24 protein-coding genes are annotated in these 21,174 nt (G+C 61.8%); 17 read left to right on the top strand and 7 right to left on the bottom strand.

All coding sequences use genetic code 11. The features are described from left to right. Positions 1-48 precede the first annotated feature (48 nt). Both AC1RO0_RS20090 and AC1RO0_RS20085 read left to right on the top strand, forming a co-directional pair. Positions 49-609 carry a GNAT family N-acetyltransferase gene (locus tag AC1RO0_RS20090; RefSeq protein ID WP_498594568.1) on the top strand — a complete coding sequence of 187 codons (561 nt, stop codon included), beginning with the start codon at positions 49-51 and terminating at the stop codon, positions 607-609. 91 nt (positions 610-700) lie between these two features. Continuing rightward, positions 701-1,321, top strand: coding sequence for a poly-gamma-glutamate hydrolase family protein (locus AC1RO0_RS20085; RefSeq protein ID WP_498594567.1), 621 nt, complete (start codon positions 701-703; stop codon positions 1,319-1,321). 13 nt (positions 1,322-1,334) lie between these two features. Here AC1RO0_RS20085 and AC1RO0_RS20080 read toward each other — a convergent pair whose 3' ends face one another. From AC1RO0_RS20080 to hemC, 6 genes are all read right to left on the bottom strand, one after another. Next, positions 1,335-2,069, bottom strand: coding sequence for a glutamine amidotransferase (locus AC1RO0_RS20080; protein WP_498594727.1), 735 nt, complete (start codon positions 2,067-2,069; stop codon positions 1,335-1,337). Beyond that, entirely contained in the window at positions 2,062-2,547 is a 486-nt protein-coding gene (locus AC1RO0_RS20075) for a tellurite resistance TerB family protein (RefSeq protein ID WP_498594566.1), read from the bottom strand. The genes AC1RO0_RS20080 and AC1RO0_RS20075 overlap by 8 nt, the downstream gene beginning before the upstream one ends. 71 nt (positions 2,548-2,618) lie before the next feature. Then, on the bottom strand, positions 2,619-4,211 hold the full coding sequence (locus AC1RO0_RS20070; protein WP_498594565.1) for a heme biosynthesis protein HemY: 1,593 nt from the start codon (positions 4,209-4,211) through the stop codon (positions 2,619-2,621). A 15-nt stretch (positions 4,212-4,226) separates the two neighbouring features. Beyond that, positions 4,227-5,504, bottom strand: coding sequence for a COG4223 family protein (locus AC1RO0_RS20065; RefSeq protein WP_498594564.1), 1,278 nt, complete (start codon positions 5,502-5,504; stop codon positions 4,227-4,229). A 79-nt stretch (positions 5,505-5,583) separates the two neighbouring features. Further along, entirely contained in the window at positions 5,584-6,309 is a 726-nt protein-coding gene (locus tag AC1RO0_RS20060) for a uroporphyrinogen-III synthase (RefSeq protein ID WP_498594563.1), read from the bottom strand. A 6-nt stretch (positions 6,310-6,315) separates the two neighbouring features. Then, positions 6,316-7,245, bottom strand: coding sequence for a hydroxymethylbilane synthase (hemC, locus tag AC1RO0_RS20055; protein ID WP_498594562.1), 930 nt, complete (start codon positions 7,243-7,245; stop codon positions 6,316-6,318). An 84-nt stretch (positions 7,246-7,329) separates the two neighbouring features. On the opposite strand from hemC, the gene tsaD reads away from it, so the two are divergent. The 5 genes from tsaD to AC1RO0_RS20030 are packed head-to-tail and all read left to right on the top strand — an operon-like array spanning position 7,330 to position 10,843. Beyond that, on the top strand, positions 7,330-8,427 hold the full coding sequence (gene tsaD / locus AC1RO0_RS20050) for a tRNA (adenosine(37)-N6)-threonylcarbamoyltransferase complex transferase subunit TsaD (protein WP_498594561.1): 1,098 nt from the start codon (positions 7,330-7,332) through the stop codon (positions 8,425-8,427). After that, positions 8,424-9,413: an NAD(P)H-dependent glycerol-3-phosphate dehydrogenase gene (locus AC1RO0_RS20045; protein ID WP_498594560.1), complete on the top strand. Its 990-nt coding sequence runs from the start codon at positions 8,424-8,426 to the stop codon at positions 9,411-9,413. Before tsaD ends, AC1RO0_RS20045 begins: the two co-directional genes overlap by 4 nt. Before the next feature lie 29 nt (positions 9,414-9,442). Further along, positions 9,443-9,736, top strand: coding sequence for a YciI-like protein (locus tag AC1RO0_RS20040; protein WP_498594559.1), 294 nt, complete (start codon positions 9,443-9,445; stop codon positions 9,734-9,736). 3 nt (positions 9,737-9,739) lie between these two features. Next, positions 9,740-10,171: an EVE domain-containing protein gene (locus tag AC1RO0_RS20035; protein ID WP_498594558.1), complete on the top strand. Its 432-nt coding sequence runs from the start codon at positions 9,740-9,742 to the stop codon at positions 10,169-10,171. A gap of 21 nt (positions 10,172-10,192) precedes the next feature. After that, on the top strand, positions 10,193-10,843 hold the full coding sequence (locus AC1RO0_RS20030) for a class I SAM-dependent methyltransferase (protein WP_498594557.1): 651 nt from the start codon (positions 10,193-10,195) through the stop codon (positions 10,841-10,843). Between the two features lie 6 nt (positions 10,844-10,849). Here the strand turns inward: AC1RO0_RS20030 and AC1RO0_RS20025 are convergent, their stop codons facing one another. Beyond that, positions 10,850-11,254: a hypothetical protein gene (locus tag AC1RO0_RS20025; RefSeq protein ID WP_498594556.1), complete on the bottom strand. Its 405-nt coding sequence runs from the start codon at positions 11,252-11,254 to the stop codon at positions 10,850-10,852. A gap of 315 nt (positions 11,255-11,569) precedes the next feature. Between AC1RO0_RS20025 and sdhC the strand changes: the two genes are divergently transcribed. From sdhC to sucD, 10 genes are all read left to right on the top strand, one after another. Next, positions 11,570-11,968, top strand: a complete 399-nt coding sequence (gene sdhC, locus AC1RO0_RS20020) for a succinate dehydrogenase, cytochrome b556 subunit (RefSeq protein WP_174075640.1) — start codon at positions 11,570-11,572, stop codon at positions 11,966-11,968. Positions 11,969-12,038: 70 nt separating this feature from the next. Beyond that, entirely contained in the window at positions 12,039-12,419 is a 381-nt protein-coding gene (gene sdhD, locus AC1RO0_RS20015) for a succinate dehydrogenase, hydrophobic membrane anchor protein (RefSeq protein WP_042471639.1), read from the top strand. Positions 12,420-12,426: 7 nt separating this feature from the next. Beyond that, entirely contained in the window at positions 12,427-14,268 is a 1,842-nt protein-coding gene (gene sdhA / locus AC1RO0_RS20010) for a succinate dehydrogenase flavoprotein subunit (protein WP_498594555.1), read from the top strand. A gap of 17 nt (positions 14,269-14,285) precedes the next feature. After that, complete coding sequence (locus AC1RO0_RS20005) at positions 14,286-15,065, top strand: succinate dehydrogenase iron-sulfur subunit (RefSeq protein ID WP_007690177.1); 780 nt, start codon at positions 14,286-14,288, stop codon at positions 15,063-15,065. Between the two features lie 49 nt (positions 15,066-15,114). Beyond that, a complete protein-coding gene (locus AC1RO0_RS20000; protein WP_498594554.1) occupies positions 15,115-15,921 on the top strand; it encodes a nucleotidyltransferase domain-containing protein in 807 nt (268 codons plus the stop codon). A gap of 141 nt (positions 15,922-16,062) precedes the next feature. Beyond that, positions 16,063-16,596, top strand: a complete 534-nt coding sequence (locus AC1RO0_RS19995; protein ID WP_498594553.1) for a protease inhibitor Inh/omp19 family protein — start codon at positions 16,063-16,065, stop codon at positions 16,594-16,596. Positions 16,597-16,658: 62 nt separating this feature from the next. Then, complete coding sequence (zapE, locus tag AC1RO0_RS19990; protein WP_498594552.1) at positions 16,659-17,819, top strand: cell division protein ZapE; 1,161 nt, start codon at positions 16,659-16,661, stop codon at positions 17,817-17,819. A gap of 179 nt (positions 17,820-17,998) precedes the next feature. Next, positions 17,999-18,961, top strand: coding sequence for a malate dehydrogenase (gene mdh, locus AC1RO0_RS19985; protein ID WP_498594551.1), 963 nt, complete (start codon positions 17,999-18,001; stop codon positions 18,959-18,961). A gap of 27 nt (positions 18,962-18,988) precedes the next feature. Next, positions 18,989-20,185, top strand: coding sequence for an ADP-forming succinate--CoA ligase subunit beta (gene sucC / locus AC1RO0_RS19980; RefSeq protein WP_498594550.1), 1,197 nt, complete (start codon positions 18,989-18,991; stop codon positions 20,183-20,185). A gap of 6 nt (positions 20,186-20,191) precedes the next feature. After that, a complete protein-coding gene (sucD, locus tag AC1RO0_RS19975) occupies positions 20,192-21,094 on the top strand; it encodes a succinate--CoA ligase subunit alpha (protein ID WP_498594549.1) in 903 nt (300 codons plus the stop codon). Positions 21,095-21,174 lie beyond the last annotated feature (80 nt).

Below are 21,174 nucleotides of genomic sequence, written 5' to 3'. Positions count from 1 at the left end.
GCGGCTTGGGTCTGATGTAATAAGCGTCATTGTTCATGAGGGGAGGACATGATGCGATTGACCGCGGCTACGTTTCCAATTCTGTCCACCGAGCGTTTGCTGTTGCGCGCGCCCATGCCCGAGGATGCCGCCGCCTTTCGGGACGTGCTATCCGTTCCCGACGTGACCCGCTTTTCGAACTGGCCGGATGCGCCGAGCATGGCGCAAGGCAAACGATACATGAACTGGATGTGCAAGGTGTATCTCTCGGGGAAGGGCTGTGCCTGGATCATCGAGGACCGTGCTTCAAAGACCCTTGCCGGCGCGATCCGCTACAACCGTTTCGACAAAACATGGAGGTGCGGTGAAATCGGCTACGAGCTGCATCCGGATTTCTGGGGAAAAGGCCTGATGACGGAGGCCGTCTCGGCGGTCGTGGCATGCGGCCATCAGTTTTTCCGGCTCAACCGCATCGAAGCCTGGACCCTTCCGGGCAATGCCGCATCGGACCATGTCCTGCAGAAATCCGGATTTCGGTATGAGGGGACGCTGCGGCAGAAGGCGCGGTTCAAGGGTGCCTACCACGATTTCCGGATGTTCGGACGGATTGCGGAGGATCCGTTGGCCTGAATGGAACGGCCGCCGGGCGGAAGCGGTGGCCTCTGCTCTATCGAACCAAGCGATAACTGAAGACTTCTGGCATTGGGGGCGGACAGACAAAATGGCAAAGCAGCCGGATCGATACGCGTCATTCTCGATGCTGCGCGACCACGAAATCGAGGGCGTCGACTATCGCATCTGGATCGAGGACAGATCGTCGCCGGTCGCAATCATTGCTCCTCACGGTGGTTTCATCGAACCCACGACGTCGGACGTTACGCTGGAAATAGCCTCCGATATCTTTTCCGCCTACTGCTTTGAGGGGCTTGGAGCGGATATGGCCCATCACGAGCTGCACATCACCTCGGAAAATTTCGATGAGCCGAAGGCGCGTTCGCTGGTAGCCGCATCCTCCATTGTCGTCGCCGTTCACGGCCGGACGAACAGGGACGATCCGGAGACCTCCTGGATCGGTGGTCTTGATGCGGCGCTTCGCGACCTGATCGTGCAGGCATTGTCCGAGGGTGGATTCACAGCCGTTGCGAGAGTGAAGGGCGAACCTCTGGCGGGCACGGCGGTTGGCAACATATGCAATCGCAGCAAGCGGAATGCGGGCGTTCAGCTGGAGATCCCGAGGGCGGTGCGAGATGATCTTGTCGCTGATCGCGATCAGCTAAAACGCTATGCTGCGTCCGTCCGTCAAGCGATAAGCCGATACCTGTCGATGTTGGAAGCAGGCTGAACTATCGGATAGCTCAAGCCGCCATCGCCTGCTTGCCCTCGAACACCATGTCGAGGAATTCGGAGAGCCAGGTTTTCAGCGCCGCATCGAAGATCATCCGGCCTTCCAGATGCTCGCGGCCCTGTTGGGCGTTCGGAGCACAGAAGCGGTGTTCGCCATGCACGACCCAGCGCTGCATCATCGCGCGGGTGAGTTCGGCGTGGAACTGTAGACCCCAGGCATTGGCGCCATAGCGATACGCCTGGTTGGGATAGGTCTCGCCGGTCGCCAGCAGCTCGGCGCCGTGCGGCAGGTCGAAACCCTCGCGGTGGAAGTGATAGACCATTTGCGGCCAGCGGCGCATCAGCAGCCGGCCCCTTTCCGTTGGCTGCAGCGGATACCAGCCGATTTCGGTCTTGCCGTCGTCGCGTGCCTTCACCTTGGCGCCGAGGTGACGGGCGAGCATCTGCGCGCCGAGACAGATGCCGAGATAGGGGCGGTTTTCTTTCAGCGGCACCTCGAGCCAGTCGATCTCCGCCTTGACGAAAGTGTCGGGATCGTTGGCGCTCATCGGGCCGCCGAAGACCACGGCGCCGGCATGGCCTTCCAGCGTCGTCGGCAGTCCGTCGCCGAGCACCGGGCGGCGGACATCGAGATCGCAACCCTTGTCCAGAAGCATCTGACCGACGCGGCCTGGGCTGGAGCGCTCCTGGTGCAGTACGATCAGGACGGGGCGGCGATGCTTGCCGCGCCGAGGCGCTTCAATCATCATCGCCGGTCTCCATCGCGTGGCCCGGCGCGCGGGCGGCGGCCTCCTGGCGCTTCACGATGCGCTCGCGATCGGAGATGCCCATGAGATCGGCGATCCGCCAGATGGCGTGATCCTCCATCTCGCTACGCTCGCCATCGGCATAGACGATGTCCCAAAGGATGCCGAGGAGCTCAAGGCGCTGTTCGCTGTTCAGATGGCGCTTCAAGTCGGAGGTGAAGCGGTAGTAATCGACCGCCTCGCTCTCGGCCTCCTGGCCGGCGGCGATCAGCGCGTCGAGCTGGCGACCGTCGAGGCCATACTGGCTTTTCAACAGCTTGCGCAGCCGCTTCTTTTCGCTGTCCTCGATCTTGCCATCCGCTTCCATCACCTGGAAGCACAGAGCCGCCACCGCGATGCGCGGGTCGTCTGGGGCAAAACCGGATCTGGAGTGGTCTTTCGTCAGGCTATGGAAAAATTCCTGAAAGCGTTCAAACATTCGGTTCCATTCTTAGAGCAACTTGAGCATGACCTTGCCAAGAAGCGCGGCGCGCTCCCTGAGATCATGCCCTAGAACAACTTGAGCCGTGTCTTGGGGTCCGGTTCAAGTTCTCGATTTTTCACACCCGGATCATCCGGCGCACCGCCGAAGAAGGGCCTTGGTTCCGGCTCCTTCGCCGGCTCGGTTGCGGCTGTTGCCGGCTTCGCCGTAATTGGTTCCAGTTCTATAACAGAGGTGCGGGTAGCCGGCGATGCAACTATTGGTGAAGTCGCCTTTGCCGTAGTGGTTGCGGGAGCCGCCTCGCGCATCGGCGGCAGCGACTTCAGTGCGGCGTCGACCGACACGGTGGTGCCTTCTTCCAGCGGTCCCTCGATCTGGCCGAAGGGTGCTTTCCATTCGAAGGCATCGAGCCGGCCAGTGATGGGTGACAGCGGCAGCCATTTGTCGGAGACAAAGCCGTCGGCCACCCAGGCCGGATCGCGCGGCGCGCGCAGCGCCTGCGCCATCCAGTGGCGGACGCGGCCCTGGTCATTGGTCTCGGCTTCTTCGATGTCGGCCAACAGCAGAAAGGCGCCCTCGCGGGCGTCGATGCGGGCGGCGGCCTCGGCCTTGGCGCGGGCCTTGGCGAAGTCGTGGGCATCGAGCGCCGCCTTCGCGGTGACGAGCAGTGCCTCGACATTGTTCGGGCGGATCGCTTCCAGCCGCTCGGCGCGCTTCAGGCGATCAGTGACGCTGTCGCCGCTGCGGGCGCGGACATAGGCTTTGCCGATCTCCGGATGCGGCTTTGCCTTCCAGACCTGTTCGAGAACGGATGCGGCCTTGCGCACCTTATCCTCGCGGAACAGCGCCTTGGCGGCGGTCAGCGCGGCGGGGACGAAATCGGCGGACAGTTTTAGCGCCGCGAGCGCATCGTCGCGGGCGCCGGCCGGATCGCTTTCCAGCTTGTCGTTGGCGCGCGCGGTCAGGAGCACGGCGCGCTGGCGGTTGGCGGTTTCCTTGTCGACGACATGGGCGACCTTCTGCTGATCGAGAAGCTTGATGGCATCATCCCAGTTGCCGGCCTGGCTGCGATATTCCAGCGTCGCCTGCGCTGCCCAGGGCAGATAGGGGGCGTGATCGGCGGCCTTTTCGGCGTATTGCCGCGCCGCCTCATTGGCGCCAAGGCGCTTGGCCTCGAGGTAGAGACCGCGCAAGCCGAGTTCCCGGGTTTCCGGGTCGTTGGCCATCAGCTCGAATTTCTGGCGCGCCTCGTCATGCTTGCCTTCGATCAGGGCTGCCTGCGCTTCAAGCAGGTTGATCAGCGGTTCCTGGTCGGCGCGGATCAGGCCGCGCGTGCGTGCCGCCATCTTGCGGGCGAGCAGTGCATTGCCGGCGCCGGCGGCGATCAGCCCGGTCGACAGCGCCTGATAGCCACGATCCCGCTTGCGGGCGCGGAAATAGCGGGTGACGGAATGCGGCGAGCTCCAGATCAGCCGGATGAACCACCAGACGATCATGGCGGCAGCCACCAGCGCGATCAGGATGCCGGCGGCGACGATCAGCTTGGTCTGGTAGAGCTGACCTTCCCAGACCAGCGAGAGATCGCCGGGGCGATCCGCGAGCCACGAAAAGCCATAGCCGAGCGCCAGGACGAGGAGGGCGAAGATAAGCAGTCTGATCATTCTCGCGCTCCGTCCTCAGCTCTGTTTTCCGGTGTTGGCGATCGCCTTCGACAGCGCGTCGCTGACCAGATCCTCGACGCGGATGCGGGCTTCCAGCGACTGCTTGAAGGCGGCGGACGCCGATTTGGCGGCATCCGGCAGGCTGCTCCACTCGGTGATGGCGCCAGGCAGGTCGCCATTCTTCACCTTGTCCTCGAAGCGGGCGGCAACGGCATCGACGCTGTCACCGGAGACATTGCCGACCGGGCGCACCTGCACCAGCGATTTCGCGCCCGACAGCATCCGGTCGCTCCAGCTCTGGTTCGGGTCGTCCTGTTGCGTCGAGCCGACGATTGCGGTCGTGACGTCGGAAACCTGACGAATAAGATCGGCGCGGGACGGAATGCCGGTCTGGGCGAAATTCTTGAGATCGGCGACGGCGGGATCATCCGGCGCGACATTGGCGAAGGTGTCGAGCTCGGGCTGGAAGGGGCCGCCGCGATCGATCGCCGCCTTCAATGCCGCAGCGGCAATCGCACGGGCGACGGCGCTTTCCTGGCTCGGCTCGCTCAGCTTCTTCTCGGCGACATCGAGGCGCTTGCTGACATCGGCATCGGCCGAGGCCCGGCTTTGCGTCGCCTGGTCGAGGCTTGCCTTCAGCTGACCGACTTCGGTGCTGAGCGCCGCGATCTTCTGATCGGCGTCACCGCTGGTCGTTCCGGATGATCCGCCGGTTGCCGTGTTGTTGGCAGCGGCTGTCTCAAGAGCGGCAATACGGGCGGTTACTGTCGTGTCAGGCGCTGCCGCGGGGGCGGCGGCGAGATTGGAAACGGTCTGCTTCAGCCCATCGATTTCGGCGGTGAGCGCGGCGATGTCGGCGGACGTGTCTTTCGCCGCCCTGTCGCCGGGCAGGAGGCCGGCATATTGGATGGCGCCGACGCAGATGAGGGAAATCAAGCCGCCGACAATGCCGGCGGCAATCAGGCCAGAGGTCGATCCTTGTTGCCGCTGCTGGGGTGCGGCGGGGTGCTCGCTACGGAAGGAGTAGGATTCGGCTTCCTGGTCGAGCTCGGCCTTGAGCTTCTCTTCGGCTGTTTCCGTGACAGGCTCGCCGGCCTCCTCGGCGCGCAACGTTTCCTTCTCCGCTTCCAGCGGCATTTCCACCTCGTTGGCGGACGAGCTCCCGGGTTCGCTGGGGTTGCGCTCCGCGACGTCCTCCGAAGATGCGGCTTGCGCAGCTTCCTCGGCTTTCAGGTCGATCGTGACCGGCTCGTCGTTGGGCTTCGAATGGTTTGGCGTTTTTCGCGATACCATGAGGTCCTCTTTTCATGCGCTGCAGCGAGGTTAGACAGACAAGTCGAATATGGAAAGAGCTTAGATCAAAATTGAGGCCTTACTCCGTCGTCAGAAGCGCCAGAAGACTGTCTTCATCCGGCATGGCGGCAATATCCGCATGGGCGCGCAGCAAGGCTGGGACAGCATCCGCAATCGCTTCGCTGAGGCAGACGAATCGTGTCGGGGCAAGGGCATGCGGGTGTTGCCGCAGAAAGGGCAGGCTGAAAAAGCGCAGCGTCGTCTGGCGAGAATAGAGCAGTACGGCGTCGGCGCGGATGTCGACAAAAAACTTGCGAAGGGTCGCATCGTCGGGGGTGATATCTAGCATGCGGTAGCATTCCACCGTCCGCAGCGGGATATTCAATTCCGTCAATCTGGTTTCAAAACCGGCGGCGCGCGGCGAGCCGGCGAGATAGAGCAGGGGCCAGTGTGTGTCGGTCCTGTTGCGGGCAATCAGCTCTGCCAGCTCGACGCCGCTGCCTTCGGAAGTCAGAACTTTCGTAAAGCCAAGGATACTTGCTTCCTTCGCCGTCGCCTTGCCGACAGCGAAGAGCGGGCGGCTGAGGTGCGGCCGTAAGGCCTCTCCGAGTGCGGCGAGGGCGCGGATTGCTTCGGCGCTGGTGACGGTAATCGCACCTTGCGTCTCCGAGAGCGCCTGTCGGGCCGCTTCGACGTCGTGCACCGGCGCGGATAGCGGCAGCGATAACGCCTCGTGTCCCATCTTCGTCAGCCGCTGGACGGTGCGTTCACCCGAATGCTGGGGGCGGGTGACGACGACGCGCATGGGCGATCAGGTCCAGTCTTCGAAGAAGGTGCTGCCGGCCTCGGCGCGGATAGCCTGCCCGGCATTGGTACCGAGTGCCTCGGCGTCCCGGCGGTGGCCCTCGATGATAGTGGTGTGCACCTGCTGGCCGTCCGGCGTCAGGATCATACCGAAGAAGCGGATATGATCGCCCTCGCAGACGGCATAGCCGGCAATCGGCGTGCGGCAGGAGCCGTCGAGTGCGGCGAGGAAGCCGCGCTCGCAGGAAACGATATCGAAGGTCGAGCTGTCATTGATGGCGGCGAGGAGATCGTTCATCCTTTTGTCGCCGATGCGGCTTTCGATGCCGATCGCACCCTGCGCCGGTGCCGGTGGGAATGTGTCGGGATCGAGGATATCGGTGATCACATCCACCTTGCCGAGCCGTTTCAGGCCGGCAACAGCCAGGAGCGTAGCGTCCGCCTGACCTTCTTCCAGCTTGCGCAGCCGGGTCTGGACCGAGCCGCGAAAGGTGATGACGTTGATATCGGGACGCAGGCGGCGGATCAGCGCCTGGCGGCGCAGTGATGCCGAGCCAACGGTTGCGCCATGCGGCAGCTCGATCAGCCTGGGCGCCGTGCGGCCGATGACGGAATCGCGAATATCCTCGCGCGGCAGGTAGGCGGTCAGCGCCAGCCCGTCCGGCAGTTTCGTTGCCATATCCTTGGCCGAATGCACGGCGAAGTCGAGTTCGCCCGAGGTCAGTTTCTCTTCCAGCTCTTGCGTGAACAGGCCCTTGCCGCCGATTTCCGCCAGTGCCCGATCGGCAATGCGATCGCCCTTGGTGGTCAGAGCGACGATCTCGAACATTTCTTCCGGCAGGCCGTGCGCCGCCATCAGGCGGTCACGGGCCTCATGCGCCTGCGCCAATGCTAGCGGGCTGCCGCGTGTGCCGATCCGGAAAGGTTTTGTTTGCATCCGCTTTGATCCGTTGTTACCGACAGTCCCCGTAACCATATTTCCGCTTTATCGCAATCGACCAACAGGCATTGAACGACTTCCATGGCGTCCTTTCTTCGTATTCTCGGCATCGAAACAAGCTGCGACGAAACCGCCGCGGCCATTGTCGAGCGTCAGAATGACGGCACCGCCATCGTACGCTCAGACGTTGTTTTGAGCCAGTTGGACGAGCATAGCGCCTATGGAGGGGTCGTGCCTGAGATTGCTGCGCGCGCCCATGTCGAGGCATTGGATACGCTGATCGACGAGGCCCTGAAGCGCGCCAATGTGTCGCTGGCCGATGTCGATGCCATCGCCGCCACCTCCGGCCCCGGCCTGATCGGCGGTCTGCTCGTCGGGCTGATGACCGGCAAGGCGATATCCAGGGCAACCGGCAAGCCGCTCTATGCCATCAATCATCTGGAAGGCCATGCCTTGACCGCACGGCTGACGGATGGCCTTGCCTTCCCCTATTTGATGCTGCTGGTCTCCGGCGGCCATACGCAATTGATCCTGGTGCGCGGTGTCGGTCAGTACGAGCGCTGGGGCACGACCATCGACGATGCATTGGGCGAAGCCTTCGACAAGACGGCAAAGCTGCTCGGCCTGCCCTATCCCGGCGGTCCGGCCGTCGAGGCGGCGGCGAAGAACGGCAACCCGGATCGCTTCGATCTTCCGCGGCCGCTGGTCGGCGAGGCACGGTTGGATTTTTCCTTCTCCGGCCTCAAGACAGCGGTGCGGCTGGCGGCGACGACGATCGCGCCGGTGAGCGAGCAGGACATTGCTGATATCTGTGCCTCCTTCCAGAAGGCGGTCGCGCGTACGTTGAAGGACCGGATCGGGCGCGGGCTACAGCGTTTCAAGAACGAGTTTTCGAAGACGGCGGAAAAGCCGGCGCTGGTGGTTGCCGGCGGTGTTGCCGCCAATCTCGAGCTGCGGCGCACGCTGCAGGAACTTTGTGATCTCAACGGCTTCCGCTTCATCGCGCCGCCGCTCAGCCTCTGCACCGACAATGCGGTTATGATCGCCTGGGCCGGGCTGGAGCGCATGGCGACGGGTGCCGCGCCTGACGGTCTCGATGTGCAGCCGCGCTCGCGCTGGCCGCTCGATCAGAAGGCGGAAAGGCTTCTGGGGCATGGCAAACGAGGAGCGAAGGCATGAGCGGCAACGAACGGATCGCGGTCATCGGCGCCGGCGCTTTCGGCACGGCGCTTGCCGCCGTCATCGCCTTGACGGGCAAGAGCCAGGTGACCCTGGTCGGGCGCAAGGCCGCGCTGATGGCCGACCTTAATACCGACCGGGTGAATGACGCGGCATTGCCCGGCATCGAGCTGCCGGATTCGCTGCAATTCTCCGCCGAGCCGGATTCGATTTCGGATGCCGGCATCGTGCTGTTCGCCATGCCGTCGCAGGCACAGGCCGACGCGGCGCGTCATTACGGCCCCTATCTCGCGCCTGACGCCATTGTCGTTACGTGCGCCAAGGGCATCGACAAGGTTTCCGGCGATCTCTTGACTGAGATGCTGGAACGCGAATTGCCGCATCACGCCATCGCCGTTCTCTCCGGGCCGGGCTTCGCCGCCGATATCGCCAAGGGCCTGCCGACGGCAATGGCGATCGCGGCGGCCGACATGGCGGTGGCGGAACGGCTGGCGCAAGCGATTTCCGGCCGCACCTTCCGTCTCTATGCCTCTTCCGATCGTGTCGGCGTGCAACTCGGCGGCGCTTTGAAGAATGTGCTGGCGATTGCCTGCGGGATCGTCGAAGGGCGAGGGATCGGCGATTCGGCGCGTGCGGCGCTGATCAGCCGCGGCCTCGCCGAGATGTCTCGCTTCGTCTTTGCCAAGGGCGGCAAGGCTGAGACCGTACGCGGGCTTTCCGGCCTCGGCGACCTCGTGCTGACTGCCACCAGTCACCAGTCCCGCAACCTGCGCTTTGGCATTGCGCTTGGTCAGGGCCAGACGGTCGATCCCGCACATGGAGAGCTGGTCGAAGGCGCCTATGCCGCCTCGATTGCGGCGAAACTGGCGCAGGGGCTTGGCGTCGATATGCCGATCACCGAAGCGGTCTCGGCCATCATCGACGGCAAGCTGGATGTCCCCACCGCCATCGAGCAATTGATGACGCGGCCGATCACGACGGAATAATTTTCTGGATCTCAAAAGGAGCACAAATCATGCTGTTTGCCTTTGTCTGCAAGGACAAGCCCGGTCACCTGAATGTCCGCATGGACACGCGTCCCGCCCATGTCGAGCATTTGAACAAGCTCAATGCCGAGGGCACACTGAAGATAGCGGGGCCGTTCCTCGATGCTGACGGCAAGCCGAATGGCAGCCTGGTTGTCGTCAATGCGGACACGATCGAGGCGGCGCAGGCGATTGCCGATTCCGATCCCTATGCCAAGGCCGGCCTGTTCGAGAGCGTCGAGGTCAAGCCGTTCAACTGGGTCTTCAACAATCCGGAGGCATGAGGCATGGCGCATTGGCTGTATAAATCCGAGCCGTCCTCCTGGTCCTGGCAGCAGCAGAAGGATGCCGGGAGCGAGGGTACGGCCTGGACCGGCGTTCGCAACTATCTCGCCCGCAACAACATGCGGGCGATGCAGATCGGCGACAAGGGTTTCTTCTATCACTCCAATGACGGGCTGGAGATTGTGGGTATCGTCGAGGTCTGCGCGCTATCGCATCCCGATGCGACCGCCAAGGACGATCCGCGCTGGGACTGCGTCGATATCCGCGCCGTGCGCGATATGCCGAAGCCGGTGTCGCTGAAGGATATCAAGGCCAATCCGAAGCTGTCGCAGATGTCGCTGGTGACTTCAATGCGGCTTTCCGTGCAGCCGGTGACATCAGAGGAATATCTCGAAGTCTGCCGCATGGGCGAGCTCGACAATCCGCCCGTTTGACACTTCCGACCCGAGGGCCGCTTGAAGACCGATCCGGAGACATTCATCCGCGCGAACACCAGCGTCATGGCGCCGCCGCATACACCGGAGATCCGGCTGCATCTGGCCAGCGAAGCCCATGATCTCTGGCTGAAGACGGAGGAGGAGTTGGAGGAGATCGGCCTGCCGCCGCCCTTCTGGGCTTTCGCCTGGGCCGGCGGGCAGGGGCTGGCGCGCTATATCCTCGATCATCCCGACGAGGTCGCCGGCAAACGGGTTGTCGATTTCGCTAGCGGTTCGGGGCTGGTGGCGATCGCGGCGAGGCTTGCGGGCGCAAGCCGGGTGCTCGCCGCCGATATCGACCCCTGGGCGGAAACGGCGGTGCGATTGAACGCCATGGAAAACGAGGTCGCGCTGGATTTTACCGGCGACAATCTCGTGGATCAGGCAATCGATGCCGACGTCGTTCTCGCCGGGGATGTCTTTTACGATCGCGATTTTGCCGATCGCCTCATTCCGTGGTTCCGGCGGCTGGCGGGGGAGGGCCTTCTGGTTCTGGTCGGCGATCCAGGCCGCGCCTACTTGCCCAGGGATCGGCTGGAGGAGCAGGCCAGCTATCAGGTACCGGTGACGCGGGCGCTGGAGGACAGCGAAGTCAAGAAGACGACGGTCTGGCGGTTTCTCGCCGACTAACGATCCCTATGGGCGAATCACGCAGACACCGGCTTCATAGGCGCAGGCATTGCGGGCAAGCTTGATATCGATCACCTGGGCGCGGGGTCTCAGCCGCGTCGCGGGTTTGTCGGGGTATCGACCATAGCCGCCATAACCGAGGACGTAGGTTCCGTCATTGGCCTGGTAGACATCCGCGGTTCCGGCATAGGTGCCGATATCCGCCGCATATTGCCGGTCCATCAGGACGATTCTGTCCGGCTGCGGCTGTGCCGAGCGCTGCGACCAGGAGATTTCCTGCAACCGGTGGGGGCCGGAATGATGGAACGGCCGATGTTCCCGGTGATAATCGCCCGCCAAGGCCGATACGGTTGATAGAACGGCAACTGCCGTCAAAACGAGCGCCGTTGCCTTGAAAAGATGCTCCCGCATGCGTTTTCCTCGCCCGCTCAATCCCTAATAAAGTATGAAGAACAGAATGCCGCAAGCGCGTGGTTAAGTCCACTTGGCAGATGGGAAAATCATATCGAGGCTCCAATCGGAGGACACGGCCTCGGCTCACGCGCCAAAGATGTCGAGCGATCCGAATCGATTAAATTCGAGGCAGACAGCAATTGTGCTTGTCGCCGTGCCTTTCCGTGATTAATGGTCGCAATTGATGCAACGCATCACAGGATTTTCCTGCGCGTGTGCGTTGCCCCGGAGACATCCGGGGATAGAAGCGTATCGTAACGCCGCGAGGTTCTGATGGCGAACGTCACACAAAACCGGCCCTTGTCGCCGCATCTGCAAATCTACAAGCCTATTCCCACCATGATCATGTCGATCGTGCACCGCATCACCGGTGGCGCGCTCTATTTCGGCACGGTGCTGGTTGCCTGGTGGCTGATCGCCGCGGCGACGGGCCAGGGCTATTTCGACCTGGTCAACTGGATCATGGGAACGATCATCGGTCGGCTCGTGCTGTTCGGTTACACATGGGCGTTGCTCCACCATATGCTCGGCGGTCTGCGCCATTTCATGTGGGACCTTGGCTATGGCTTCGGTAAGGAATTCTCGACCAAGCTGGCCAAGGCGACGCTCGTCGGTTCGCTCTGTCTGACCGCGCTGGTCTGGATCATCGGCATCGCCATCCGGCTGGTTTGATTGGCATGATCCTGTCCGAAGCCGCCTTGCGGTCCTTCGGTTCGGGATCATGCTTTAAAGGATATTTCTCATGGATATGCGTACCCCTTTGGGCAAAGTCCGCGGCCTCGGCTCCGCCAAGGAAGGCACCGACCATTTCTGGCGTCAGCGCCTGACCGCCGTCGCCAACGTCCCGCTCTTCATTTTCTTCGTCATTTTCCTGATCATCCATGCCGGTGCTCCCTATGCGGAGGTCGTGCACGCGCTGTCGAATCCCTTCGTCGCCGTCATCATGGGCCTGATGGTGATCTCCGGCATCATTCACATGAAGCTCGGCATGCAGGTCATCATCGAGGACTATGTCCACGGCGAATTCGGCAAGATCGTTCTTCTCATGCTCAACACATTCTTCTCGATCGTCATGGCGGGGCTCTGTCTCTTCGCCATTCTGAAGATCGCGTTCGTAGGATAATTGCATCATGGCACCGACCTCACCCGCTCAGAATGGCAAGGCCTACAAGTATGTCGATCACTCCTATGACGTGATAGTCGTCGGCGCCGGCGGCGCCGGCCTGCGCGCCACGCTCGGCATGGCCGAACAGGGCTTCCGCACCGCCTGCATCACCAAGGTCTTTCCGACCCGTTCGCATACCGTTGCAGCCCAGGGCGGCATTGCCGCCTCGCTTCAGAACATGACGCCGGACAGCTGGCAATGGCATCTCTACGACACCGTCAAGGGCTCCGACTGGCTCGGCGACGTCGACGCCATGCAATATATGGTCATGGAAGCGCCGAAGGCGGTCTATGAGCTTGAGCATTACGGCGTGCCCTTCTCGCGCAACGAGGAAGGCAAGATCTATCAGCGCCCATTTGGCGGCCACATGCAGAATTTCGGCGACGGACCGCCCGTGCAGCGAACCTGCGCGGCAGCCGACCGTACCGGCCACGCCATCCTGCACACGCTCTACGGCCAGTCGCTGCGCAACAATGCGGAATTCTTCATCGAGTATTTCGCGCTCGACCTGATCATGTCGGATGACGGCAGTCGCTGCACCGGCGTCGTCGCCTGGTGCCTGGATGACGGCACGATCCATCGCTTCGCAGCCAAGATGGTGGTGTTGGCGACCGGCGGCTATGGCCGCGCCTATTTCTCGGCGACTTCGGCCCATACCTGCACCGGTGACGGTGGCGGCATGGTGGCCCGCGCTGGACTGCCGCTGGAGGACATGGAATTCGTGCAGTTCCATCCGACCGGCATTTACGGTTCTGGATGTCTGATAACCGAAGGCGCGCGCGGCGAAGGCGGCTATCTCGTCAATTCCGAAGGCGAGCGCTTCATGGAGCGTTACGCACCGTCGGCCAAGGACCTTGCCTCGCGCGACGTGGTTTCTCGCTGCATGACGCTGGAGATCCGCGAGGGTCGTGGGGTAGGCAAGAACAAGGACCACATCTTCCTGCATCTCGACCATCTCGATCCGGCCGTGCTGCACGAGCGCCTGCCGGGCATTTCCGAGAGCGCGCGCATTTTCGCCGGTGTCGACGTGACCCGCGAGCCGATCCCGGTTCTGCCGACCGTCCATTACAATATGGGCGGCATTCCGACGAACTATTGGGGCGAAGTGCTGAATGCCGACAGCAACAATCCCGAGCGCGTGCTGCCGGGCCTGATGGCCGTCGGCGAAGCCGGCTGCGCCTCGGTGCACGGCGCCAATCGTCTTGGCTCCAATTCGCTGATCGATCTCGTGGTCTTCGGCCGTGCCGCCGCCATTCGCGCTGGTGAGGTCATCGACCGCGCTAGCCCGGTGCCGCCGGTCAATGTTGCTGCCTGCGACAAGATCATGGATCGCTTCGACCGCCTGCGTCATGCCAGCGGCAGTACGCCGACGGCGGTACTGCGCGAGAAGATGCAGCGCGCCATGCAGGAAGACGCCGCCGTGTTCCGCACGCAGGAATCGCTGGAATCCGGTTGCCGCCGCATTTCGGAGATCTGGAAGGAGCTGCCGGACATCAAGGTCACCGATCGTTCGATGATCTGGAATTCCGATCTCGTCGAGACGCTGGAACTGCACAATCTGATGACCAACGCCATCGCGACGATCTACGGTGCCGAGGCCCGCAAGGAGAGCCGCGGCTCGCATGCCCGCGAGGACTTTACCGAAGGCAAGTTCGGTGGCCGCGACGACGAGAATTGGCGCAAGCACACGCTTGCCTGGGTCAACGAAGCCGGCGACGTCAAGCTCGACTATCGTCCCGTCCATACCGAACTGATCGCCGAAGGTATCGATCCGCACAAGATCGAGCCCAAGGCACGCGTCTATTGATCTGAGAGGAACTGACCATGGTTGAACTCGCTCTCCCCAAGAACTCTCAGATGCGCGAAGGCAAGGTCTGGCCGAAGCCGGCGGGTGCCAAGAACACCCGCGAATTCCGCGTCTATCGCTGGAGCCCGGATGACGGCCTGAACCCGAGCATCGACACCTATTACATCGATGTCGACGATTGCGGCCCGATGGTGCTCGACGGTCTGCTCTACATCAAGAACAACATCGATCCGACGCTGACGTTGCGCCGTTCCTGTCGCGAGGGTATCTGCGGCTCCTGCGCGATGAACATCGACGGCACCAACACGCTCGCCTGCACCAAGGGTCTGGACGAGATCAAGGGCACGGTGAAGATCTATCCGCTGCCGCATTTGCCCGTCGTCAAGGACCTGGTACCGGATCTGACGAATTTCTACGCCCAGCATCGTTCGATCGAGCCCTGGCTCAAGACCGTATCGCCGCCGCCGGCCAAGGAATGGAAGCAGAGCCATGAGGACCGCCTCAAGCTCGACGGCCTGTACGAATGCATCCTCTGCGCCTGCTGCTCGACCTCCTGTCCGAGCTATTGGTGGAACGGCGACCGTTATCTCGGTCCGGCCGTTCTGCTGCAGGCCTATCGCTGGCTGATCGACAGCCGCGATGAGGCAAAGGGCGAACGTCTCGACAATCTCGAGGATCCCTTCCGCCTTTATCGCTGCCACACGATCATGAACTGCGCACAGACCTGCCCCAAGGGCCTGAACCCGGCCAAGGCGATCGCTGAAATCAAGAAGATGATGGTCGAACGGCGGGTCTGACCGCCGGCGATCGTTCGCCGGCGTCAGTAGCGATGAGGATGATGTTCGCATGACGATGGAAGGCTTTGCGCCAGAGGCCGTTGCCGAAATCCGGTTGCGGCTTGCTTCGGTCAAGGCCGAAGGCATTCGCATAGGCCTTGCCATTGAAAGTGGTAGTCGTGCCTGGGGGTTCCCCTCGCCCGACAGCGATTATGATTGCCGCTTCGTCTATATCAGGCCGGAGCGGGATCATCTGACTTTGTTTCCGCATCGAGATGTCATCGAATTTCCGATTGTGGGCGACATCGATACTGGCGGCTGGGATCTACGCAAGGCATTGCTTCTTGCGCTGAAAGGCAATGCTGTTCTTGTCGAATGGTTGAAGTCGCCAATTGTCTATGAGGAAGAGTCTGGCTTTCGCGATCGCCTCGGTAGGCTGTTGACTGAAATCATGGTGCCAGAGAAGGTTGCTCAGCACTATATCGGCTTGATGAAGCAGCATCAGCCAGGCGATGGAGCCGAGCCCGTTCGCTTGAAGAAGCTGCTTTATTCCATCCGTCCGGCGATTGCGCTCGAATGGATGCGTCAAACGAATTTCGAAAAACTACCACCAATGAACATGCTCGAATGCCTTGAAGCTATCGATATCGCCGAGGACATGCGGGCTACAATTTTACAATTGGTGGCGGTCAAAAAAGAAACGCGCGAGATGGGAGAGGGCGTGCCACCACTGCCGCTCGCCGAATTTCTATCGACCTCACTTGCGCGTTATTCCGACTTTTCAGGCAGGTTCCGCCAAGACCAGGCGCGTGACAAAAGGGTGCAGGAATTGGCCGATGACTTCTATCTGGCGGAGGTTCGGCGCCTTAAGCCTTGAAATCACCGGATTCCTGAACAGCTATGGCGTCCGGCGATTTATGCCTGTATCGACTTGATTAACCAAAATGAAATACGTTAGTTCCAATTTTATGGGTGCTCGGTATCCCAATGTCAGCGGTGGACGATTAGGAGTATGATGATGCAATTGAGATATGCAGTGACGGCTGCGGCGATAGGTCTGTCGCTTGCCGGTTGCCAGCGTACAGCATACAACAACGACGATACGTCCTATTCGCGCCCACCACCCCTGCAGGCTCAGCCCGTTCCTTCCGTCCAGTCCAGCCAGCTTCCGCCGACGAACAGCGGCACCGGTTCGCAGTTTCCCGCGGCGCCGTCGAACGCGCCGAACGCGGCCAATCCGCAGCAACAGCAGGCGATGGCCGCATCCGCGCAGGACGTGACCAAGGAATCCATGGTCGGCAGCTGGAAGGTCAGCAATGGCGGGTCGAGCTGCGATATGTTCCTGACGCTCACCAATCTCGGCAGCGGGTCGCGCGGCGGTACGCGCGGTTGCGCCGGTGAGCTGACGGCGATGGGTTCCTGGGCGGTGTCCGGCAAGCAGGTTCTCCTCAAGGATCGTGACGGCAACCAGATCGGCTCTCTCTACAAGACGGCCGATTCGCGCTACGATGGCTCGACCGCGTCCGGCCAGTCGATCAGCCTCAGCCGATAAAGCTCTTTTGAAGGGGGCGGCCGTCCGGGTCGCTTCCCCTTTGCACAGGTGGATATTTCCCCATGCAACCCATGCCCGATTATTCCATCAGCGTCGGCGAACAGCTGAAGGCGCTGACGGCCTCCGGATCGCTTCAGGTGGATTCGGCGCAGATGGATGTGGCGAAATCCCTCGATCGCGTACTTGCCAACCTCAAGCAGAAGCGTCCGGCGACCAAGTCGAGCGCGCTCGGCTGGATGTTCGCGCGCAAGAAGCCGGCAGAGATCATTCGCGGCCTCTATATCCACGGCAGCGTCGGGCGCGGCAAGACCATGCTGATGGACATGTTCTTCGCCATGGCGCCTGCCAAGAAGAAGCGCCGGGCGCATTTCCACGAATTCATGGCCGATGTGCACAATCGCATCGCCGCCCATCGTCTGAAATTCAAGAATGGCGAGACCAAGCAGGCCGATCCGGTGCTGCCGGTTGCGGCCGACCTCTATAGCGAGGCCGAGCTGCTGTGCTTCGACGAATTCACCGTGACCGACATTGCCGACGCGATGATCCTGTCGCGGTTGTTCTCCGAGCTGTTCTCGCTCGGTTGCGTGCTGATCGCCACATCGAATGTCGAGCCTGACAATCTCTATCGCGACGGCCTCAATCGCGGCCTGTTCCTGCCATTCATCGATCTGCTGAAACGTCATGTCGAGGTCGTCACGCTGGATTCGCCGACCGATTACCGCATGGAGAAGCTGAACAGCCAGCCGGTCTATCTGATCCCGATCGACGAGCGCACCGACATGGCGATGGAGGCATCGTGGGTGCAGGCGCTGCATGGCCGCAAGCCGCAGCCCCTGGACATCCCGATGAAGGGGCGGTCCATCCATGTACCGCTCGCCGCCGATCGCATGGCGCGCTTTTCCTTCGCCGATCTCTGCGATGCGCCGCTGGGTGCGGCCGATTTCCTGGCCATCGCCAAGCGGTTCGATACGATCTTCCTCGACCGCGTGCCGAAGCTCGGTCCGGAAAAACGCAACCAGACCAAGCGTTTCATCATCCTCATCGACACGCTTTACGATCACGCCATCCGGCTTTATGTTTCAGCGGCGGCGATGCCGGAGGATCTGCTGGTCGAAAGGCGCGGCACGGAAGGCTTCGAATTCGACCGCACCGCATCGCGGCTTTTCGAGATGCGCAGCGCTGAATATCTCGCCCAGACTCCCGCAAAACGGGCTGCCGAGTAACAGATTGGTGACAGAATGTCTTACGTTTACGTAAGACATTATCGATCTAACCGATTGAAATCCCTGCTCTCAAAATAATCAATTGCCAATTTCTGCCGTTGGGTCTATGCGATTGGCGGCAATGGTGGATGCCTTGTGGGCGTCCCGCCACGGATTTTGATCGCAAAGGATACCCCGAAATGGCGCGCAACAAGATCGCACTTATTGGTTCTGGCATGATTGGTGGCACGCTGGCGCATCTCGCCGGCCTGAAAGAACTGGGCGACATCGTCCTGTTCGACATCGCGGACGGCATTCCCCAGGGCAAGGGTCTCGACATCGCCCAGTCTTCGCCGGTCGAAGGCTTCGACGTCAACCTGACCGGCGCCAGCGACTATTCGGCGATCGAAGGTGCTGACGTCTGCATCGTCACCGCCGGCGTCGCCCGCAAGCCGGGCATGAGCCGCGACGATCTTCTCGGCATCAACCTCAAGGTCATGGAGCAGGTCGGCGCCGGCATCAAGAAGTATGCCCCGAACGCTTTCGTGATCTGCATCACCAACCCGCTCGACGCCATGGTCTGGGCGCTGCAGAAGTTCTCGGGCCTCCCGGCCAACAAGGTCGTCGGCATGGCCGGCGTGCTGGACAGCTCGCGCTTCCGCCTCTTCCTTGCCAAGGAATTCAACGTTTCCGTCGAAGACGTCACCGCTTTCGTTCTCGGCGGCCATGGCGACTCGATGGTCCCGCTCGCCCGCTACTCCACCGTTGCCGGCATTCCGCTGACCGACCTCGTCACCATGGGCTGGCTCACCGCCGAGCGCCTCGAAGAGATCATTCAGCGCACCCGTGATGGCGGTGCTGAAATCGTCGGCCTCTTGAAGACCGGCTCGGCCTATTACGCCCCGGCCGCATCCGCCATCGCAATGGCCGAATCCTACCTCAAGGACAAGAAGCGTGTTCTGCCATGCGCTGCCCATCTCGATGGCCAGTACGGCGTCAAGGACATGTATGTCGGCGTTCCCACGGTCATCGGCGCCGGTGGCATCGAGCGCATCATCGAGATCGACCTGAACAAGGCCGAGAAGGAAGCCTTCGACAAGTCGGTCGCATCCGTCGCCGGCCTTTGCGAAGCCTGCATCACCATCGCGCCGTCGCTGAAGTAATTTCCGCGTTATAACAGGGATAAACCCATGAACATTCATGAATATCAGGCCAAGGCTCTGCTGAAGTCCTATGGCGCACCCGTCGCGGACGGCGTTGCCATCTTCTCCGCAGACGAAGCCGCTGCTGCCGCAAAGCAGCTTCCAGGCCCGCTTTACGTCGTCAAGAGCCAGATCCATGCCGGCGGTCGCGGCAAGGGCAAGTTCAAGGAACTTAGCCCCGACGCCAAGGGCGGCGTTCGCCTCGCCAAGTCGATCGAGGACGTCGTTGCCAATTCCAAGGACATGCTCGGCAATACGCTGGTGACCAAGCAGACTGGCCCGGCCGGCAAGCAGGTCAACCGCCTCTACATCGAAGACGGCGCCGACATCGACCGCGAACTCTACCTCTCGATCCTGGTTGACCGCTCGGTCGGCCAGGTTGCCTTCGTCGTATCGACTGAAGGTGGCATGGACATCGAGACCGTCGCGCACGACACGCCGGAAAAGATCATCACCGTCGCCATCGAACCGTCGACGGGCGTCACGGCTGCCAATTCGGCTGCTCTTTCCGACGCGCTGAAGCTCGAAGGTGTTGCCCGCGAAGATGCCGACAAGCTGTTCCCGATCCTCTACAAGGCCTTCGTCGAGAAGGACATGGCCCTGCTTGAGGTCAACCCGCTGATCGTCATGACCAACGGCCGCCTGCGCGTTCTCGACGCCAAGGTTTCCTTCGACGGCAATGCGCTGTTCCGCCACGAAGACATCGTTGCGCTGCGCGACACGTCCGAGGAAGACGCCAAGGAAATCGAAGCGCACAAGTATGACCTCGCCTATGTCGCCCTCGACGGCAACATCGGCTGCATGGTCAACGGCGCCGGCCTTGCCATGGCAACCATGGACATCATCAAGCTCTACGGCGCTGAGCCCGCGAACTTCCTCGATGTCGGCGGCGGCGCCACCAAGGAAAAGGTCACCGCAGCCTTCAAGATCATCACCGCAGACCCGGCTGTCGAAGGCATCCTGGTCAACATCTTCGGCGGCATCATGAAGTGCGATGTCATTGCCGAAGGCGTGCTCGCAGCCGTCAAGGAAGTCGGTCTGCAGGTTCCGCTCGTCGTTCGCCTCGAAGGCACCAATGTCGAGCTCGGCAAGAAGATCATCAATGAATCCGGTCTCAATGTCATCTCTGCCGATGACCTGGACGATGCCGCCCAGAAGATCGTCAAGGCAGTCAAGGGAGCCTGAGGCAAGATGTCCATTCTCATCAACAAAGACACCAAGGTCCTGGTTCAGGGCCTGACCGGCAAGACCGGCACCTTCCACACCGAGCAGGCGCTGGCCTATCACGGCACGAAGATGGTTGGCGGTATCCACCCTTCCAAGGGCGGCGAAACCTGGACCGGCAAGGAAGGCGAAAAGCTGCCGATCTTCAAGTCGGTCGCTGAAGGCAAGGACGCCACCGGCGCCAATGCCTCGGTCATCTACGTGCCGCCGGCAGGTGCCGCGGCTGCCATCCTCGAAGCGATCGACGCTGAGATCCCGCTGATCGTCTGCATCACGGAAGGCATTCCGGTTGCCGACATGGTCAAGGTCAAGGCTCGCCTCGACAAGTCGAAGTCGCGCCTGATCGGACCGAACTGCCCCGGCGTGATGACGCCGAACGAATGCAAGATCGGCATCATGCCGGGCTCCATCTTCAAGAAGGGTTCAGTCGGCGTTCTCTCGCGTTCGGGCACGCTCACCTATGAAGCCGTGTTCCAGACCACCAACGAAGGCCTCGGCCAGACGACGGCTGTCGGCATCGGCGGTGACCCGGTCAAGGGCACGGAATTCATCGACATCCTCGAAATGTTCCTCGCCGACGACGAAACCAAGTCGATCATCATGATCGGCGAAATCGGCGGCTCGGCTGAAGAAGAAGCCGCGCAGTTCCTCAAGGACGAAGCCAAGAAGGGCCGCAAGAAGCCGATGGTCGGCTTCATCGCCGGCCGCACGGCACCTCCCGGCCGCACCATGGGCCATGCTGGCGCCGTGATCTCCGGCGGCAAGGGCGGCGCGGAAGACAAGATTGCGGCGATGGAAGCGGCAGGCATTCGCGTGTCGCCGTCGCCGGCGCGTCTCGGCAAGACGCTGGTGGAAGTCCTGAAGGGCTGATCCTACCTATAGCAAGACCCGGACGGGGAGCGGCAGCCGCCTATCCCGTCCGGCCTTCCAATTCGTAAGTGCAGATGTGC

The organism is Rhizobium sp. GW821-FHT14E12, from assembly GCF_058803745.1.
Note: the sequence above shows the minus strand (reverse complement) of the source record. Positions and strands in the feature narration are given on the sequence as shown.

What these genes read in the sequence shown, in the direction of transcription:
- sdhA (WP_498594555.1), top strand. Translation starts at nt 12,427, where the DNA reads ATGGCACCGACCTCACCCGCTCAGAATGGCAAGGCCTACAAGTATGTC.
- AC1RO0_RS20070 (WP_498594565.1), bottom strand. Translation starts at nt 4,211, where the DNA reads ATGATCAGACTGCTTATCTTCGCCCTCCTCGTCCTGGCGCTCGGCTAT.
- sdhD (WP_042471639.1), top strand. Translation starts at nt 12,039, where the DNA reads ATGGATATGCGTACCCCTTTGGGCAAAGTCCGCGGCCTCGGCTCCGCC.
- tsaD (WP_498594561.1), top strand. Translation starts at nt 7,330, where the DNA reads ATGGCGTCCTTTCTTCGTATTCTCGGCATCGAAACAAGCTGCGACGAA.
- sdhC (WP_174075640.1), top strand. Translation starts at nt 11,570, where the DNA reads ATGGCGAACGTCACACAAAACCGGCCCTTGTCGCCGCATCTGCAAATC.
- AC1RO0_RS20075 (WP_498594566.1), bottom strand. Translation starts at nt 2,547, where the DNA reads ATGTTTGAACGCTTTCAGGAATTTTTCCATAGCCTGACGAAAGACCAC.
- AC1RO0_RS20060 (WP_498594563.1), bottom strand. Translation starts at nt 6,309, where the DNA reads ATGCGCGTCGTCGTCACCCGCCCCCAGCATTCGGGTGAACGCACCGTC.
- AC1RO0_RS20080 (WP_498594727.1), bottom strand. Translation starts at nt 2,069, where the DNA reads ATGATTGAAGCGCCTCGGCGCGGCAAGCATCGCCGCCCCGTCCTGATC.
- AC1RO0_RS20025 (WP_498594556.1), bottom strand. Translation starts at nt 11,254, where the DNA reads ATGCGGGAGCATCTTTTCAAGGCAACGGCGCTCGTTTTGACGGCAGTT.
- AC1RO0_RS20035 (WP_498594558.1), top strand. Translation starts at nt 9,740, where the DNA reads ATGGCGCATTGGCTGTATAAATCCGAGCCGTCCTCCTGGTCCTGGCAG.
- AC1RO0_RS20085 (WP_498594567.1), top strand. Translation starts at nt 701, where the DNA reads ATGGCAAAGCAGCCGGATCGATACGCGTCATTCTCGATGCTGCGCGAC.
- sucC (WP_498594550.1), top strand. Translation starts at nt 18,989, where the DNA reads ATGAACATTCATGAATATCAGGCCAAGGCTCTGCTGAAGTCCTATGGC.
- AC1RO0_RS19995 (WP_498594553.1), top strand. Translation starts at nt 16,063, where the DNA reads ATGCAATTGAGATATGCAGTGACGGCTGCGGCGATAGGTCTGTCGCTT.
- AC1RO0_RS20090 (WP_498594568.1), top strand. Translation starts at nt 49, where the DNA reads ATGATGCGATTGACCGCGGCTACGTTTCCAATTCTGTCCACCGAGCGT.
- AC1RO0_RS20000 (WP_498594554.1), top strand. Translation starts at nt 15,115, where the DNA reads ATGACGATGGAAGGCTTTGCGCCAGAGGCCGTTGCCGAAATCCGGTTG.
- zapE (WP_498594552.1), top strand. Translation starts at nt 16,659, where the DNA reads ATGCAACCCATGCCCGATTATTCCATCAGCGTCGGCGAACAGCTGAAG.
- mdh (WP_498594551.1), top strand. Translation starts at nt 17,999, where the DNA reads ATGGCGCGCAACAAGATCGCACTTATTGGTTCTGGCATGATTGGTGGC.
- AC1RO0_RS20045 (WP_498594560.1), top strand. Translation starts at nt 8,424, where the DNA reads ATGAGCGGCAACGAACGGATCGCGGTCATCGGCGCCGGCGCTTTCGGC.
- hemC (WP_498594562.1), bottom strand. Translation starts at nt 7,245, where the DNA reads ATGCAAACAAAACCTTTCCGGATCGGCACACGCGGCAGCCCGCTAGCA.
- AC1RO0_RS20065 (WP_498594564.1), bottom strand. Translation starts at nt 5,504, where the DNA reads ATGGTATCGCGAAAAACGCCAAACCATTCGAAGCCCAACGACGAGCCG.
- AC1RO0_RS20005 (WP_007690177.1), top strand. Translation starts at nt 14,286, where the DNA reads ATGGTTGAACTCGCTCTCCCCAAGAACTCTCAGATGCGCGAAGGCAAG.
- sucD (WP_498594549.1), top strand. Translation starts at nt 20,192, where the DNA reads ATGTCCATTCTCATCAACAAAGACACCAAGGTCCTGGTTCAGGGCCTG.
- AC1RO0_RS20040 (WP_498594559.1), top strand. Translation starts at nt 9,443, where the DNA reads ATGCTGTTTGCCTTTGTCTGCAAGGACAAGCCCGGTCACCTGAATGTC.